Source organism: Pseudonocardia sp. ICBG601 (genome assembly GCF_020496245.1).
This window is the reverse complement of the sequence record NZ_JAHLJA010000039.1, coordinates 1-13,494: the sequence shown is the minus strand read 5'-3', so window position 1 is coordinate 13,494 and position 13,494 is coordinate 1. Positions and strand designations below refer to the sequence as shown.

Here is a 13,494-nt window from a genome sequence, read left to right as displayed (position 1 = left end):
GGTCAGCCCCGGTTCGCCAGCGCCTCGCGGACCGCGGAGGACGTCGACGGCACGGTCGCCGTCGGGCCGACCTCGCCGGAGACGGCGTCGAGGGTCTTGAGCCCGTCACCGGTGATCATCAGGACGGTCTCGGCGTCGGGGTCGAGCGCCCCGGCCTCGAGCAGCTTCTTGGTGGTCGCGATGGTGACCCCGCCCGCGGTCTCGGCGAACACGCCCTCGGTACGGGCCAGGAGCCGGATGCCGGCGACGACCTCCTCGTCGGACACGTGCCCGACCGAGCCGCCGGTGCGGCGCACCGAGTCGAGGACGTACGGACCGTCGGCCGGGTTGCCGATCGCCAGCGAGCGCGCGATGGTGTCCGGCTTCTGCGGCTGGATCACGTCGTGACCGGCCTCGAAGGCCCGCGCGACCGGCGAGCAGCCGGTGGCCTGGGCGCCGAACACGGTGTAGGGGGTGGGCTCGACCAGACCCAGGGTGCCGAGCTCGGTGAACCCCTTGTCGATCTTGGTGAGCTGGGAGCCGGATGCGACCGGGACGACCACCTGCTGCGGGAGCCGCCAGCCGAGCTGCTCGGCGACCTCGTAGCCCAGGGTCTTCGAGCCCTCGGCGTAGTACGGGCGGACGTTGACGTTCACGAACGCCCAGTCCTCGTGCTCGGCGGCCAGCTCGGTGGCGAGCCGGTTGACATCGTCGTAGTTGCCGTCGACGGCGAGCAGGGTGCCGCCGTAGACGGCGGTGGTGACGATCTTCGCCTGCTCCAGCGAGGACGGGACCAGCACGACCGAGTCCCAGCCGGCACGGGCGGCCGCGGCGGCCACGGCGTTGGCGAGGTTGCCCGTGGAGGGGCAGCACAGCACCGAGAAGCCGAGCTCACGGGCGGCGGCGAGCGCGACGGCGACGACGCGGTCCTTGAACGAGTGCGTCGGGTTGCCCGTGTCGTCCTTGATCCAGATCTTGCGGACGCCGAGGGCGCGGGCCAGGTTGTCGGCCTCGATCAGCCGGGTCAGGCCGGGCTCGGTGTTCGCGTGCTGCTCGACGGTCGAGGGGACCGGCAGCAGGTCCTTGTAGCGCCAGATCGACTTCGGGCCGACCTCGATGGAGGCGCGGGTGACCGTCGGGAAGTCGTAGGCCACCTCGAGGGGGCCGAAACAGCGCGGACACGCGAACTCCGCGGCGAGCGGGGTCTCGTGGCGGCACTCGCGGCACGCGAGCGCGCGCGCGGAGCCCAGGTCGTAGGCAGAGGTGGTTTCGGGCGCAGCAGTGAGAGTCACGAGATCTCCTCATCTGTCCCGCCGGAGGTGGCGGGCCGGAATTGGCACCGTGTTCGTCGACGTCCTCGCCGCGCGGAACGCGCAGGTCTGGGCGGATCGTCGTGCGACGCCGGTTGCCGGGGCTTCAACGGGCCGTTCCCTCTGCCCCTCTGGATGAGCCATATGCGGTTGTGGTGCTCCGGACGCCGAGCGCCGGAATCGACGACGACGGTACGCGAACCGGGCACCGCACCGCCAGACGAGGTCGTCGTGCCGGGACGCGGCTCACCCGTTGTCGGGGGTGTGGGCCACCATGGGGGTGTGAGCAGCACGAGCGAACCGGGCCCGCTGCAGCTGGTCGTCGGGGACGAGGAGTTCCTGGCCGAGCGGGCGGTGTCCGACCTGGTCCGGCGCGCCCGGCAGCGCGATCCGGAGACCGAGCTGCGCCGCTTCCGCACCTCCGAGGTGGCACCCGGCGAGCTCGCCGGGCACCTCAGCCCCTCGCTCTTCGCGGAGGGCAGGGTGATCGTGCTCACCCATGGCCAGGATGCGAACAAGGACATGACCGCCGCCCTCGCCGACTACGTGAAGGACCCGGCCGACGGGATCGTGCTGGTGGTCCAACACGCCGGGGGGGCGAAGGGCAAGGCGGTCCTGGACCTGATGCGCAAGGCCGGGGCGCACACCGTCACCTGCAACCGCATCACCCGCGCCGACGAGCGGTCGGACTTCGTGCGCGACGAGGTGCGCCGCCACGGCGGCACCATCACCCCCGGTGCGCTCGCGGTACTGGTCGAGGCGGTCGGGTCGGACCTGCGGGAGCTGGCGGCCGCGGCCGGACAGCTCGTCGCGGACACCGGCGGTGCCGTGGACGAGGCCGGGGTGCGGCGCTACCACCGCGGCCGGGCCGAGTCCTCCGGCTTCGCGGTGGCCGACGCGGCGGTCGCGGGGGACCGGCGGGCGGCGATGGAGGCGCTGCGGTGGGCGCTGGTGCTCGGTGTCCCGCACGTCCTGATCGCCGACGCGCTCGCGGACTCGGTGCGCACCCTGGCCAAGGTCGGCTCGGCCGGGCGGGGCGACCCGAACCGGCTGGCCAGTGAGCTGGGCATGCCTCCGTGGAAGATCCGCAAGGCGCAGCAGACGGTCCGGCAGTGGCGTCCGGAGCAGCTCGCCGTCGCCATCGCGGCGGACCGCCCGGGTGAACGCCGACGTCAAGGGGGCCGCCGCGGACGCGGGGTACGCGTTGGAGCGGGCCGTGCTGGCGGTCGTGTCCGCCCGCACCCCGCGCTGAGCCCCGCGCCCGCAGCACGCGCACGGGCTCCGGCCCGGGGGCACGACAGGTCCGGAAACACGACGACGGCGCCGCCCCGATGGGGCGGCGCCGTCGTGGGGGAACTGGGGTGGCTCAGGCCTGGACGTCGTTGAGACGCTTGGCCAGGGCCGACTTGCGGTTCGCCGCCTGGTTCTTGTGGATGACGCCCTTGCCGGCCGCCTTGTCGAGGGCCTTGGCCGCCTTGCGCTGCAGCTCCACGACGTTGTCGGCGCCGGAGTCGGCGGCCTCGCGGAAGTGGCGGATCGCGGTCTTGACCGACGACTTCACCGACTTGTTGCGCTGCCGGCGCTTCTCGTTGGTCTTGACACGCTTGATCTGCGACTTGATGTTGGCCACGTCTGCCTCTGGTCTTCCTGCCTGCTGGTCGGCTGGTCTTGTGTACGTCCGGGTCCGCTCCGGCGGCACCGAACAGCATCACTGGAGAGAGGGTCCAGGCCGTTTCGGGCGAGCACGCCGAGCGCTCGACGCACAAGGTTACCAGCGGCGTCCTCGCCCCCTGTTCCGGGTCACCAGACGCGGTAGGGCAGGAACTTCCCGTTCAGCGTGATCACGGCTCGGTCGCCCTTCGGGTCGGCGACGCGCTGCAGGTCCAGCTCGAAGTCGATCGCGGACACGATGCCGTCGCCGAACTCCTCGCGGACCAGCTCGGAGATCGTCGTGCCGTACACCTGCACCATCTCCGAGAGGCGGTAGACCAGCGGGTCGGTGAGGTCCACCGCGGCCGCTCCGCGCTCCGGCGGGAGGGTGAGGGCGTCGACGACGTCGTCGTCAGGTCCAGCAGGGAGCCTGCGGCCTCGGCCTGCTCGCGGGTCAGCGTCTGCTGCCCGAGCAGGGCCGAGGTGGACCACTCCAGCGAGCGGCCCAGTGCCTCGGCGATCTTGTCCCAGGTCAGGCCCAGCTTCTTCTTCCGGGCGAGCACGACACGCGCCGCGCTCAGCCGGTCGAGCGGGGGGACGGGGGTGACCGACACGGTGACTCCTCCGGGTTGGGGACTCGGCTCCTGGCCGTTCGATCGTGCGCGATCGGCCGCGTCGGGGCAACGCGGGGACGCCCGGCGTGAACAGCGTGTGACGACCTGCGGTGCCACCACGGCGGCCGCCCGGCCCGACATGGGACGATGGGTCCCAGTGCCCCGAGCCCCGAGTGCCCTGAGCACCCGAAGTGCCCGAAGCCCCACGCATGAGCGAAAGCCGAGTACAGCCGAGTGACGACGTACGCCGACCGCACGTTCACCCCGCCGGAGCGCATCCGGAACTTCTGCATCATCGCCCACATCGACCACGGGAAGTCGACCCTGGCCGACCGGATGCTGCAGGTCACGGGGGTACTGAGCGATCGTGACGCCCGGGCCCAGTACCTGGACCGGATGGACATCGAGCGCGAGCGCGGCATCACGATCAAGGCGCAGAACGTCCGGCTGCCGTGGACCGCGAAGAACGCCGACGGCGTCGAGACCGAGCACGTGCTGCACCTGATCGACACCCCGGGCCACGTCGACTTCACCTACGAGGTGTCCCGGGCGCTCGAGGCGTGCGAGGGCGCGATCCTGCTGGTCGACGCCGCGCAGGGGATCGAGGCGCAGACCCTGGCCAACCTGTACCTGGCCATGGAGAAGGACCTGCACATCATCCCGGTCCTCAACAAGATCGACCTGCCCGCCGCGGATCCGGAGCGCTACGCCGCGGAGATCGCGCACATCACCGGCTGCGAGCCGGAGGACGTGCTGCGGTGCAGCGCGAAGACCGGTGAGGGTGTGGAGGCGGTGCTCGACGCCGTCATCGCCCAGGTCCCCGCCCCGGTCGGCGACGCCGACGCGCCCGCCCGGGCGATGATCTTCGACTCGGTCTACGACACCTACCGCGGCGTCATCACCTACATCCGCGTCGTGGACGGGAAGCTCTCGCCGCGCGAGAAGATCAAGATGATGTCCACCGGCGCCGAGCATGAGCTGCTCGAGATCGGCATCGTCTCCCCGGAGCCCAAGCCGTCCGACGGCCTCGGCGTCGGCGAGGTCGGCTACCTCATCACCGGGGTGAAGGACGTCCGCCAGTCCAAGGTCGGCGACACCGTCACCTCCAAGCGCAACGGGGCCACCGACCCGTTGACCGGCTACCGCGAGCCACAGCCGATGGTCTACTCCGGGCTCTACCCGATCGACGGCTCGCAGTACCCCGACCTGCGCGAGGCGCTGGACAAGCTGCAGCTCAACGACGCCGCCCTCACCTACGAGCCGGAGACCTCGGCCGCGCTCGGCTTCGGCTTCCGCTGCGGCTTCCTCGGCCTGCTGCACCTGGAGATCACCCGCGAGCGCCTCGAGCGCGAGTTCGACCTCGACCTGATCTCCACCGCGCCCAACGTCGTCTACCAGGTCACCACCGACGACGGCGAGGAGATCGAGGTGACCAACCCCAGCGACTGGCCGGTGGGCAAGGTCGCCGAGGTCCGCGAGCCGATCACCAAGATCACCATCCTGGCGCCGTCGGAGTTCGTCGGCACCATCATGGAGCTGTGCCAGAGTCGGCGCGGCCAGCTCGGCGGGATGGACTACCTGTCCGAGACCCGCGTCGAGCTGCGCTACACGATGCCGCTCGGTGAGATCATCTTCGACTTCTTCGACAACCTGAAGTCGCGCACCCGCGGCTACGCCAGCCTCGACTACGAGGAGGCCGGCGAGCAGGTCGCCGACCTGGTCAAGGTCGACATCCTGCTGCAGGGCGAGGCCGTCGACGCGTTCTCCGCGATCGTGCACAAGGAGTCGGCGTACTCCTACGGCACCTCGATGGCGACCAAGCTCCGCGAGCTCATCCCGCGCCAGCAGTTCGAGGTGCCGATCCAGGCCGCCGTCGGCGCCCGGATCATCGCCCGCGAGACGATCCGCGCGATCCGCAAGGACGTCCTCGCCAAGTGCTACGGCGGCGACATCTCCCGCAAGCGCAAGCTGCTGGAGAAGCAGAAGGAGGGCAAGAAGCGGATGAAGACGATCGGCCGCGTCGACGTCCCGCAGGAGGCCTTCGTCGCCGCGCTGTCCACCGGGGGCGGTACGGCCACCGAGAAGCCCAAGAAGTAGCCCCGGACGCGAAGCGGGCCCGACTCCCAGCGGGGGAGTCGGGCCCGACGTGTACGTGGTGGGGGGCGGGGAGCGCGGGGGCCGCTTACATGGCCAGGCCTGCCCGGGGGCCGGGGATCGGCCCGTCGCACGGCGCGGGCCGGGCGGCGGGGGCACGGCGCGGCGACAGGATGCGCTGCACCCGCTGGCAGACGGACTCGACGACCGTCCGTCCCTCGGCAGACAGGTGCACCAGCACACGGCGCCGGTCGAGCGGGTCGGCCGACCGGTAGGCCAGCTTCTTCTCGACGAGGCGGTCCACGATCCGGGTGGCCGTGGGGGCGGGCAGCGACGTGTGTCCCGCGACCTCGCCCATGCTGCGGCCGGTGCCGCGGGCGAGCATCAACAGGACGCGCCAGCCGTCACGGCTGACGTCCGTCGAGGACGGGTTGGTGGGCAGGGCTGTGGCCACGGCGTGGTCGACCCGGTCCAGGAACTCGACGACACCCGCGGCTCCAGGCGTCGGGGCAGCCATGGTGGCAGTCCCCGACGCCCGTCGACTGAAAGGCTCGGTCACGATGACGCACTGTACTTGCCGAACGGGCGAAATCCGACCCTGTCCTGGGCAAACGTCCCCCGAGCGCCGGGCGGTCGTCACGCAGCGATGACCGACAGGGCGACGACCAGGCATTTCGTAGACCGCTTGACGTGACCCAACGACATCACGAATGCATCACACCCGGATCTCGTAACGGATCAGCGGGTCAGGACGATCTTCCCCGCCGTCCGCCCCGCGGACATCGCCTCGAACGCCTCCTTCGCGGAGTCCATCGGCAGTTCGGTCCCGATCTCCGGCGCGATCCCGGCCGTCGCGACGAAGTTCATGAGATCCACGAGCTCCTGCCGCGTCCCCATGGTCGAGCCGACCACTTCGAGCTGGAGGAAGAACAGCCGCTGGAGGTCCGCGGGCGGGTTCGGGCCCGAGGTGGAGCCGCAGAGGACGATGCGGCCACCGGGGCGCAGTGCCCGCATGGAGTGCTTCCAGGTGGCCTCGCCGACCGACTCCATGACGGCGTCGACCTTGCCCGGCAGCTTCGCGCCGGACTCGAAGGTGGCGTGCGCGCCGAGCCGCTCGGCCAGCGCGCGCTTCTCCTCGTCGCGGCCGGTGACCCACACCTGGAGGCCCGCGGCGCGGCCCAGCTGGATCAGCGCCGTCGAGACGCCGCCGGAGGCACCCTGGACGAGCACGGTCTGGCCCGGCTGCAGGCCCGACTTGGTGAACAGCATCCGGTACGCGGTCAGCCAGGCGGTGCCGAGCACGGCGCCCTGGCCGGGGGTGAGGCCCTTCGGGGCGGGGACCGCGTTGCGCGCCGGGACGATCACCTTCTCGGCCATCGTGCCCTGGTGGCGCTCGGTGAGCAGGGTGCGCTTCGGGTCGAGGGTCTCGTCGCCGCGCCAGTCCGGGTCGCCGATGATCGGTAGAGGACGACCTCGGTGCCGTCGTCGAGGGTCCCGGCGCCGTCGCAGCCGAGGATCATCGGGAACTGGTCGGGCTTGATGCCGACCCCGCGCAGCGTCCACAGGTCGTGCATGTTGAGGCTGGCGGCGGAGACGGTGACGGAGACCCAGCCGTCGGGGACCTCGGGGTCGGGCCGCTCGCCCACGACGAGGGAGTCGAGGGGAGCGTCGGCGTTGGGCTCCTGCGCGTAGACAGCGAACATGGCCCCGAACCTAATGCCTGGGCGCGGGGACTACCGTGTGGAGTGTGCGCACGATCATCGACGGCTGGGACGCGTTCGAGCTGTGGCTCACCGGCCTGCCGTTCGTGGTGCAGGTCGTGTTCGTGACGGTGGTGGTCCTGCCCGCGTGCGCGCTGGTCGCGATCGGGGTCGACCGCGCCCACCCGGCGCTTCGACACGCCCCGCGGGCGCCGCGACGGCAGGGCCTGAGCACTCAGACCGGCTGGGCCGCCAGCGCGGTCAGGGCCTCCGAGCAGCCCGCGTCGACGCGCAGGTCGGCGAGCTCGTCGCCCCGGGTCGCCCCGCGGTTGACGATCACGACCGGCACCTCCGCCCGGTGGGCGGCCCGGACGAACCGCAGCCCCGACATGACGGTCAGCGAGGACCCGGCGACGAGCAGCGCACCGTCCTCGGGGGTCAGCGTGGCGACCATCGCGTAGCACCGCGCCACCCGGTCCTTCGGCACGTTCTCCCCGAAGAACACGACGTGCGGCTTGAGGACCCCGCCGCAGGATGCGCACGGCGCGATCCGGAACCCGTCGGTGATCTCCACCGCGGCGTCGCCGTCCGGGGCGGTCTCGACCTGCGCACTGTGCGCCTCGGTGAAGCCGGGGTTCAGCGCGGTGAGCCGGGCCGCCAGCGCGTCGCGGGCGGTGATCCGTCGGCAGTCCAGGCAGACGACCTCGTCGATGCGCCCGTGCAGGTCGACGACGCCGCGGCTGCCGGCCACCGTGTGCAGGCCGTCGACGTTCTGCGTGACCAGCCCGTCGACGACGCCCGCGGCCCCCAGCGCGGCCAGCGCGCGGTGCCCGGGGTTGGGGTCGGCGCGGCGCATCCGGGCCCAGCCGACGTGGCTGCGTGCCCAGTACCGCTGCTGTGCGGCCTCGCCGGAGACGAACTCGGAGTAGGTCATCGGGTTGCGCGGGCGCGAGCCCGGGCCGCGGTAGTCCGGGATGCCGGAGTCGGTGGACAGCCCGGCCCCGGTGAGGACGACCAGGCGTCGCCCGGCGAGCAGATCCAGCGCCGCACCCGGGTCGGTGGTGACGGCGGGGGAGGGCATGCCTTCCAGGGTAGGCGCGCCCGGTGGCTCCCCGCGCTCCGACGGCCCGCGCCTCCGCCCCGCCCCGCCGCCCCTCCGCTTCACCTCCCGCTCCGCCGAGCACCCCCCCGCCTGCCGCACGCCTCTCGCCCCGCCGCACGCGCTCGGCCCCGCCGGGGCGCCGAACGTGCCCGCCGAGTGGTACGCGGTGAACCCGTCGGGGCCGGTCCCGGGTCCGTGGTGTGCCACTCGGCGCACCCCGGCGACCGAACTGGTTCGCGATCGCACACCGGGGACGCCGAACGGCCCCGCCCGGCGCGGTGTCCCGGCGATCCTGCGCCGGTGGACGTACCGGGGTGGCCCCTGATCTTCCGCGGCTCGGCCGCTGTCCGAGCCGGTCTCGTGACGGCGCGACGGCTGCAGGGGCCGGCGTTCGTCCGGGTGCTGCCCGACACCTGGGCCGCCCGGCACCTCGTCCCGCTCGGGCACGCCGACCGGTGCCGGGCGGTGTCCCGCTGGTCCGGCGGTCGCGGGGTGATCGCGGGATGGGCCGCGGCGGAGCTGTCCGGTGCTCCGTGCGCGCCGGCCGGGGCGCCGGTCGAGGTGCTGCTCCCGGTCCGGGCCCGGGCCCCGGCCGGGGTGCGCGTGCGCCGCGACCGGCTGCACCCCGGTGAGATCGGGTGGCGCGACGGGATCCGGGTCACCACGCCCTTGCGCACCGCGTTCGACCTCGCCCGTGGTGAGGACGAGACCGACGCCGTCGTCGCGGTGGACGCGCTGGCGTTTCGGCACGGGTTCTCCCCGGACCTGCTGCTGCACTTCGCGGTCCGCTACCGGGGCCTGCGCGGGGTGTCCAGGGTCCCCGGCGTCCTGGGGCTCGCCGACCGGCGCGCCGCGTCCCCACCCGAGACCCGGCTGCGGTTGCTCCTGGTCCGGGCCGGGCTGCCGAGACCGCAGGCCCAGCACCCGGTGCTCGACGACGTCCGGCGCCGCGCGGTGTGGCTCGACCTCGCCTACCCCGCGGTCCGCGTCGGTATCGAGTACGAGGGCGCCGACCACACCGGCCCCGACCGGGTCCTGCGCGACGCCACGAGAGTGACCCGCCTCGTCGACGCCGGGTGGCGGATCTACCGCTACACCCGGTTCGACCTGCGCGACGAGCCCCGGCGCATCGTCGCGGAGATCGGCCGGGCCCTGGACCACGCGCCGAGTGGTACGCCGTGAACCCGGCCGAGGGGGTCCGAGGTGCCTGACGTGCCACTCGCCGGGCCGGGCCGGACCGGCTCAGGCCAGGGCGTGGCGAGCCGGGCCGGGTCAGGGCGAGGCGGGGCCAGGCGCGCCGGGCCAGGGCGGGGCGAGGCGAGGCCGGGCCGGGCCAGCCAGGCCGGGCCGGGGCCGGGGCCGGGGGCAACGGGCTCAGCCCTGCGGCACCCAGGACGGCGTCCGCTTCTCCCCGAAGGCCCGGATGCCCTCCTGCCCCTCCTCGGAGGCGAAGTAGGACGCGGACAGCGTGTTCATCGCGGCGAAGTCGTCGCTCAGCGCCGCCGGGCGCTCGCGCCGCAGCATCGCCTTCGTCCCGGCCAGGGCGCCGGGCGCACCGAGGCGCAGCATCCCGGTGTAGCGGGCCACCTCGTCGTCGAGGGCCTCGGCCGGGACGGCGCTGTTGATCAGCCCGACGGCCACCGCGCGCCGCGCGTCGAAGGTCTCCCCGGTGAGGAAGAGCTCGTGCGCGGCGCGGGCGGACAGCCGCGGCAGGACGGTCACCGAGATGACCGCGGGCACCACCCCGATCCGGACCTCGGAGAAGGCGAAGGTGACCGACTCGGCGGCGACGGCGATGTCGCACGCCGCCACGATCCCGACCCCGCCGGCGCGGGCCGGCCCCGACAGGCGGGCGACGACCGGCTTCGGGGAGTCCCACAGCGTGGTCAGGATCCGCGGCACCTCGGTGACACCCTGCTGCTCGGCGCCCGCGCCCCGCGACTCCCGCAGGTCCATGCCCGCGCAGAACACCGTGCCGGTGTGGGTCAGCACGATCACCCGCACCGCGTCGTCGGCGATCGCCGCGTCGAGGTGCGCGATCAGCTCCCGGCGCAGCTGCGCCGAGAGCGCGTTGCGGTTGCGCGGCGAGTCCAGGGTGATGGTCGCGATCCCGGCCTCGACGGCCAGGTGGACGAGCTCGGGGGAGTCGACGGTGTCTGCCACCCCCGCAGACTAGGACCTCAGGCCTTCGTCCAGGTGCTGGTGATCGACACCCCGGCCAGGGCGAACAGCTGCGACACCGGGCAGCGGCGCTCGGTCTCGCGGGCGAGCTGCGCGACCTGCTCGTCGGTGCCGTCGGTGGTGATGACGGCGTCGATCCGCAGGTTCTGGAAGGTGGTCTCGCCGTCGCGGTGGGTGCCGGTGGTCATCGTCGTCGGGTTGAAGTCGGCGGCGACGTCGAAGCGCACGTGCTCGATCGTGATTCCGAGCTCCTTCGCGACGATCGAGCTGGTGACCTGGTTGCACGACGACAGCGAGGCGAGCGTGTAGGCGAGCGGGCTGGGGTGCTCGTCCTTGCCGCCGAAGGCGGGGTAGGCGTCGGTCTCGATGACGTAGTCGGCGCCATCGACCGCGACGGTCTGCGCGACGCCGGTGCCCTGACCGCTGACGGCGAAGGTGACGAGGGGCATGGGTGAACTCCCAGGGGTGCGATACGTGTGCGGGGGCGGCTGATCAGAGGCGGCGGTTCAGGGGCGCGGACAGAGCGCCCCGGCCGTCCGGGCGAGGTCGATGTGCAGCCTCCGCACGAGCGCGATCACGACGCCAGTGAACCGCACCGAACGGTTGTGCGCGACGTGATGGAGTCGACCGAACCGGCGACGCCCGTGGTCCGATGCGTGCGGTGGCGCCCGTCGCCGGGGGAGGGCTACGCTCGTAAACGGAGATTGCTCCGTTTATGGGAGGACAGCTGTGAGGATCGGACTGCACATCGCGGACTTCACCTACCCGGCCGTCCCGGCCGGGCTGGCCGACGACCTGTCCCGGATCGCCGCGGCGGCCGAGGAACAGGGCTTCGCGCGGGTGAGCGTCATGGACCACCTCTGGCAGATCCGGCCGGTCGGACCGGTCGAGACCGACATGCTCGAGGCCTACACCGTGCTCGGCTACCTGGCGGCCCGCACCGAGAAGGTCGACCTGCTGGCCTGGGTGACCGCGGTGACCTACCGCGACCCTGGTCTGCTGGTGAAGGCCGTGACCACTCTGGACGTGCTGTCGAAGGGCCGCGCGATGCTGGGCATCGGCGCCGCCTGGAACGACGAGGAGGCCACCGGGCTCGGACTGTTCTTCCCGCCGACGGCGGAGCGGTTCGAGCGGCTGGAGGAGACGCTGCGCATCGCCCGGCAGATGTGGAGCGACGACGACGGCCCCTTCGAGGGCACCCACTACCGGCTCGGCGCCACACTGAACACACCGCAGCCGCTGCGCAGGCCGCACCCGCCGATCCTGATCGGCGGTGGTGGGGAGAGGAAGACGCTGCGCCTGGTCGCGCAGTACGCCGACGCGTGCAACCTGTTCGGCGGCCCCGAGCTGGAGCGCAAGCTGGACGTGCTGCGCACCCGCTGCGAGGAGGTGGGGCGCGACTACGACGAGATCGAGAAGACGGTCATGACGCGGCTCGACCCGGCCGATCCGAAGGCGGCGGTCGAGGAGCTGCGCGGCTATGCGGCACTCGGCGTGCAGCACGTGCACACCATGGTGCCGGACGTGGCGGCGATCGAGCCGTTGCGGGTGTTCGGGTCGGAGATCATCCCGGCGGCCGCCGAGCTCTGACCCGTTCGGTCAGCCGCCGGGTTGGCGGGGCATCGTCCGGAGGATCGCGACCTGCTGGTCCAGCTCGGCCGCGATCAGCTCGGCGTGCAGGGCGGCGGAGGCGCCGTCGTGTGCGGCGAGCGCGCGGTGGCGGCGCACCAGGTCGTCGATCGAGTCCAGCAGCCGGTCCACGGTCGAGCGGCCGGCCTGGGGTGCCGGGGTCTCCACGGGTGGGGGAGCCTCGGGCAGGGGGTGAATCAACTCTGCGGTCATGCGACGTTCTCCGTTGAACGTGTCGGGGTCGGGGCGTGTCATGCGCAGTCGTTCCTGGTCTCTCGAACTCCGTTGTACCCGCTCCAACGCTCTTTTACTGTGCGTAGAACACCGGTGCGACGCAGGACACGGTGACCGGGTGCGCCGGCGCGGTGACCGGTCGTGATCATCGCCTGTCAGGGGCCGGTCGGCGCGGTCGGCGGGCGAACGGAGGGTGGTCGTCGCGCCGGTCATGGAAACGGCGGGTGACGAGCCCGTGACGGTTCGTTGCGAAACCTGTACCCGAAAGGGTGACGCAACCTAGCGTCCGGACCATGATCATTCGACCGGATGCGCGGTCGGGCTGCGTGCCCTGATCGTCGGGGCGCTCGTCGCCGTACTGGCCGTCCTCGGCCTCGCCCTGCCCGCCGCGGCCGTCGCCGCACCCGCCCCGGCCGTGCCGGCCGCCGTCGCCGCTCCCGCCGCCCCGGCCGCCGTGCCGGGGGAGGAGGAGTCCGGGCTGCCGGTGCGGGCGCTGTCGTCGCTGCCGTCGCAGGCCACCGACACCTACCGGCTGATCCGCTCCGGCGGGCCGTACCCGTACAGCCAGGACGGGACGACCTTCCAGAACCGGGAGGGGATCCTGCCCGCGAAGTCCTCGGGCTACTACAAGGAGTTCACCGTGACGACCCCCGGGTCGAGCACCCGCGGTGCCCGGCGGATCGTCACCGGATCGGGCGGGGAGTACTACTACACGGCCGACCACTACGCCTCGTTCGTCGTGGTAGACGTCTCGAGGTGAGCACCCTTCCCCGTGAGAGCGCCGGAACCGCCCCCGCCGTCGACGCGGCCCGGGGGCGGGCCGGTGGCTCCGGTCTCGTCGCCGTCGTCGAGGGGGCCGCGGACCGCACCGCGGTCCTGGCCGCCCTCGGCCGGGCGCTGAGCTTCCCCGAGTACTACGGCCACAACCTCGACGCGCTGGCGGACTGCCTGGGCGACCTGTCCTGGCTGCCCCCCGGACCGGTCGAGCTCGTCGTCGCCGA

The 13,494-nt window shown here is 72.7% G+C and carries 14 protein-coding genes, 3 pseudogenes and 1 riboswitch; of the genes and pseudogenes, 6 read left to right on the top strand and 11 right to left on the bottom strand.

What is annotated here, in order from left to right; all coding sequences use genetic code 11:
* Positions 1-2: 2 nt before the first annotated feature.
* On the bottom strand, positions 3-1,271 hold the full coding sequence (thrC, locus tag KPL57_RS14435) for a threonine synthase (RefSeq protein ID WP_226352010.1): 1,269 nt from the start codon (positions 1,269-1,271) through the stop codon (positions 3-5).
* 6 nt (positions 1,272-1,277) lie between these two features.
* Positions 1,278-1,431, bottom strand: a riboswitch (SAM riboswitch).
* 140 nt (positions 1,432-1,571) lie between these two features.
* Here thrC and holA point away from each other — a divergent pair.
* Positions 1,572-2,541 (top strand): annotated as a pseudogene (gene holA / locus KPL57_RS14430) (DNA polymerase III subunit delta).
* Positions 2,542-2,655: 114 nt separating this feature from the next.
* On the opposite strand, the gene rpsT reads toward holA, so the two are convergent.
* The 3 genes and pseudogenes from rpsT to KPL57_RS72125 form a co-directional block, all read right to left on the bottom strand.
* Entirely contained in the window at positions 2,656-2,919 is a 264-nt protein-coding gene (gene rpsT, locus KPL57_RS14425; protein WP_020626283.1) for a 30S ribosomal protein S20, read from the bottom strand.
* 170 nt (positions 2,920-3,089) lie between these two features.
* On the bottom strand, positions 3,090-3,299 hold the full coding sequence (locus KPL57_RS14420) for a hypothetical protein (protein WP_226352009.1): 210 nt from the start codon (positions 3,297-3,299) through the stop codon (positions 3,090-3,092).
* 107 nt (positions 3,300-3,406) lie between these two features.
* A pseudogene (locus tag KPL57_RS72125) lies at positions 3,407-3,694 on the bottom strand (hypothetical protein); the annotation flags it as partial.
* 93 nt (positions 3,695-3,787) lie between these two features.
* Here KPL57_RS72125 and lepA point away from each other — a divergent pair.
* The gene (lepA, locus tag KPL57_RS14415) at positions 3,788-5,650 is read left to right on the top strand and encodes a translation elongation factor 4 (protein WP_075311357.1); all 1,863 of its coding nucleotides are present in this window, start codon (positions 3,788-3,790) and stop codon (positions 5,648-5,650) included.
* 85 nt (positions 5,651-5,735) lie between these two features.
* Here lepA and KPL57_RS14410 read toward each other — a convergent pair whose 3' ends face one another.
* The 3 genes and pseudogenes from KPL57_RS14410 to KPL57_RS14400 form a co-directional block, all read right to left on the bottom strand.
* Positions 5,736-6,164, bottom strand: coding sequence for a MarR family winged helix-turn-helix transcriptional regulator (locus tag KPL57_RS14410; protein WP_226352008.1), 429 nt, complete (start codon positions 6,162-6,164; stop codon positions 5,736-5,738).
* A 221-nt stretch (positions 6,165-6,385) separates the two neighbouring features.
* Positions 6,386-7,350 (bottom strand): annotated as a pseudogene (locus KPL57_RS14405) (zinc-binding dehydrogenase).
* A 232-nt stretch (positions 7,351-7,582) separates the two neighbouring features.
* A complete protein-coding gene (locus KPL57_RS14400) occupies positions 7,583-8,428 on the bottom strand; it encodes an NAD-dependent protein deacetylase (RefSeq protein WP_226352007.1) in 846 nt (281 codons plus the stop codon).
* Positions 8,429-8,749: 321 nt separating this feature from the next.
* Between KPL57_RS14400 and KPL57_RS14395 the strand changes: the two genes are divergently transcribed.
* Positions 8,750-9,631, top strand: a complete 882-nt coding sequence (locus KPL57_RS14395; protein WP_226352006.1) for a hypothetical protein — start codon at positions 8,750-8,752, stop codon at positions 9,629-9,631.
* A 192-nt stretch (positions 9,632-9,823) separates the two neighbouring features.
* Here the strand turns inward: KPL57_RS14395 and KPL57_RS14390 are convergent, their stop codons facing one another.
* The 3 genes from KPL57_RS14390 to KPL57_RS72120 are packed head-to-tail and all read right to left on the bottom strand — an operon-like array spanning position 9,824 to position 11,208.
* Positions 9,824-10,612, bottom strand: coding sequence for an enoyl-CoA hydratase-related protein (locus tag KPL57_RS14390; RefSeq protein WP_226352005.1), 789 nt, complete (start codon positions 10,610-10,612; stop codon positions 9,824-9,826).
* A 17-nt stretch (positions 10,613-10,629) separates the two neighbouring features.
* On the bottom strand, positions 10,630-11,079 hold the full coding sequence (locus tag KPL57_RS14385) for an OsmC family protein (RefSeq protein WP_226352004.1): 450 nt from the start codon (positions 11,077-11,079) through the stop codon (positions 10,630-10,632).
* Between the two features lie 57 nt (positions 11,080-11,136).
* Positions 11,137-11,208 carry a putative leader peptide gene (locus KPL57_RS72120; RefSeq protein WP_374111682.1) on the bottom strand — a complete coding sequence of 24 codons (72 nt, stop codon included), beginning with the start codon at positions 11,206-11,208 and terminating at the stop codon, positions 11,137-11,139.
* A gap of 151 nt (positions 11,209-11,359) precedes the next feature.
* Here KPL57_RS72120 and KPL57_RS14380 point away from each other — a divergent pair, with 151 nt between their 5' ends.
* Positions 11,360-12,220, top strand: coding sequence for an LLM class F420-dependent oxidoreductase (locus tag KPL57_RS14380; RefSeq protein ID WP_226352003.1), 861 nt, complete (start codon positions 11,360-11,362; stop codon positions 12,218-12,220).
* A 9-nt stretch (positions 12,221-12,229) separates the two neighbouring features.
* Here the strand turns inward: KPL57_RS14380 and KPL57_RS14375 are convergent, their stop codons facing one another.
* Complete coding sequence (locus tag KPL57_RS14375) at positions 12,230-12,472, bottom strand: hypothetical protein (RefSeq protein ID WP_143510327.1); 243 nt, start codon at positions 12,470-12,472, stop codon at positions 12,230-12,232.
* 352 nt (positions 12,473-12,824) lie between these two features.
* On the opposite strand from KPL57_RS14375, the gene KPL57_RS14370 reads away from it, so the two are divergent.
* A complete protein-coding gene (locus KPL57_RS14370) occupies positions 12,825-13,253 on the top strand; it encodes a ribonuclease domain-containing protein (protein WP_226352056.1) in 429 nt (142 codons plus the stop codon).
* Positions 13,250-13,494: barstar family protein (locus KPL57_RS69705; RefSeq protein WP_226352002.1), on the top strand; the 245-nt coding region annotated here is incomplete at its 3' end. The genes KPL57_RS14370 and KPL57_RS69705, both read left to right, overlap by 4 nt.

Bases quoted from the DNA above. Each gene is read 5' to 3' on its own strand.
- KPL57_RS14410 (WP_226352008.1), bottom strand. From the start codon at position 6,164: ATGGCTGCCCCGACGCCTGGAGCCGCGGGTGTCGTCGAGTTCCTGGAC.
- KPL57_RS14400 (WP_226352007.1), bottom strand. From the start codon at position 8,428: ATGCCCTCCCCCGCCGTCACCACCGACCCGGGTGCGGCGCTGGATCTG.
- KPL57_RS14385 (WP_226352004.1), bottom strand. From the start codon at position 11,079: ATGCCCCTCGTCACCTTCGCCGTCAGCGGTCAGGGCACCGGCGTCGCG.
- KPL57_RS14375 (WP_143510327.1), bottom strand. From the start codon at position 12,472: ATGACCGCAGAGTTGATTCACCCCCTGCCCGAGGCTCCCCCACCCGTG.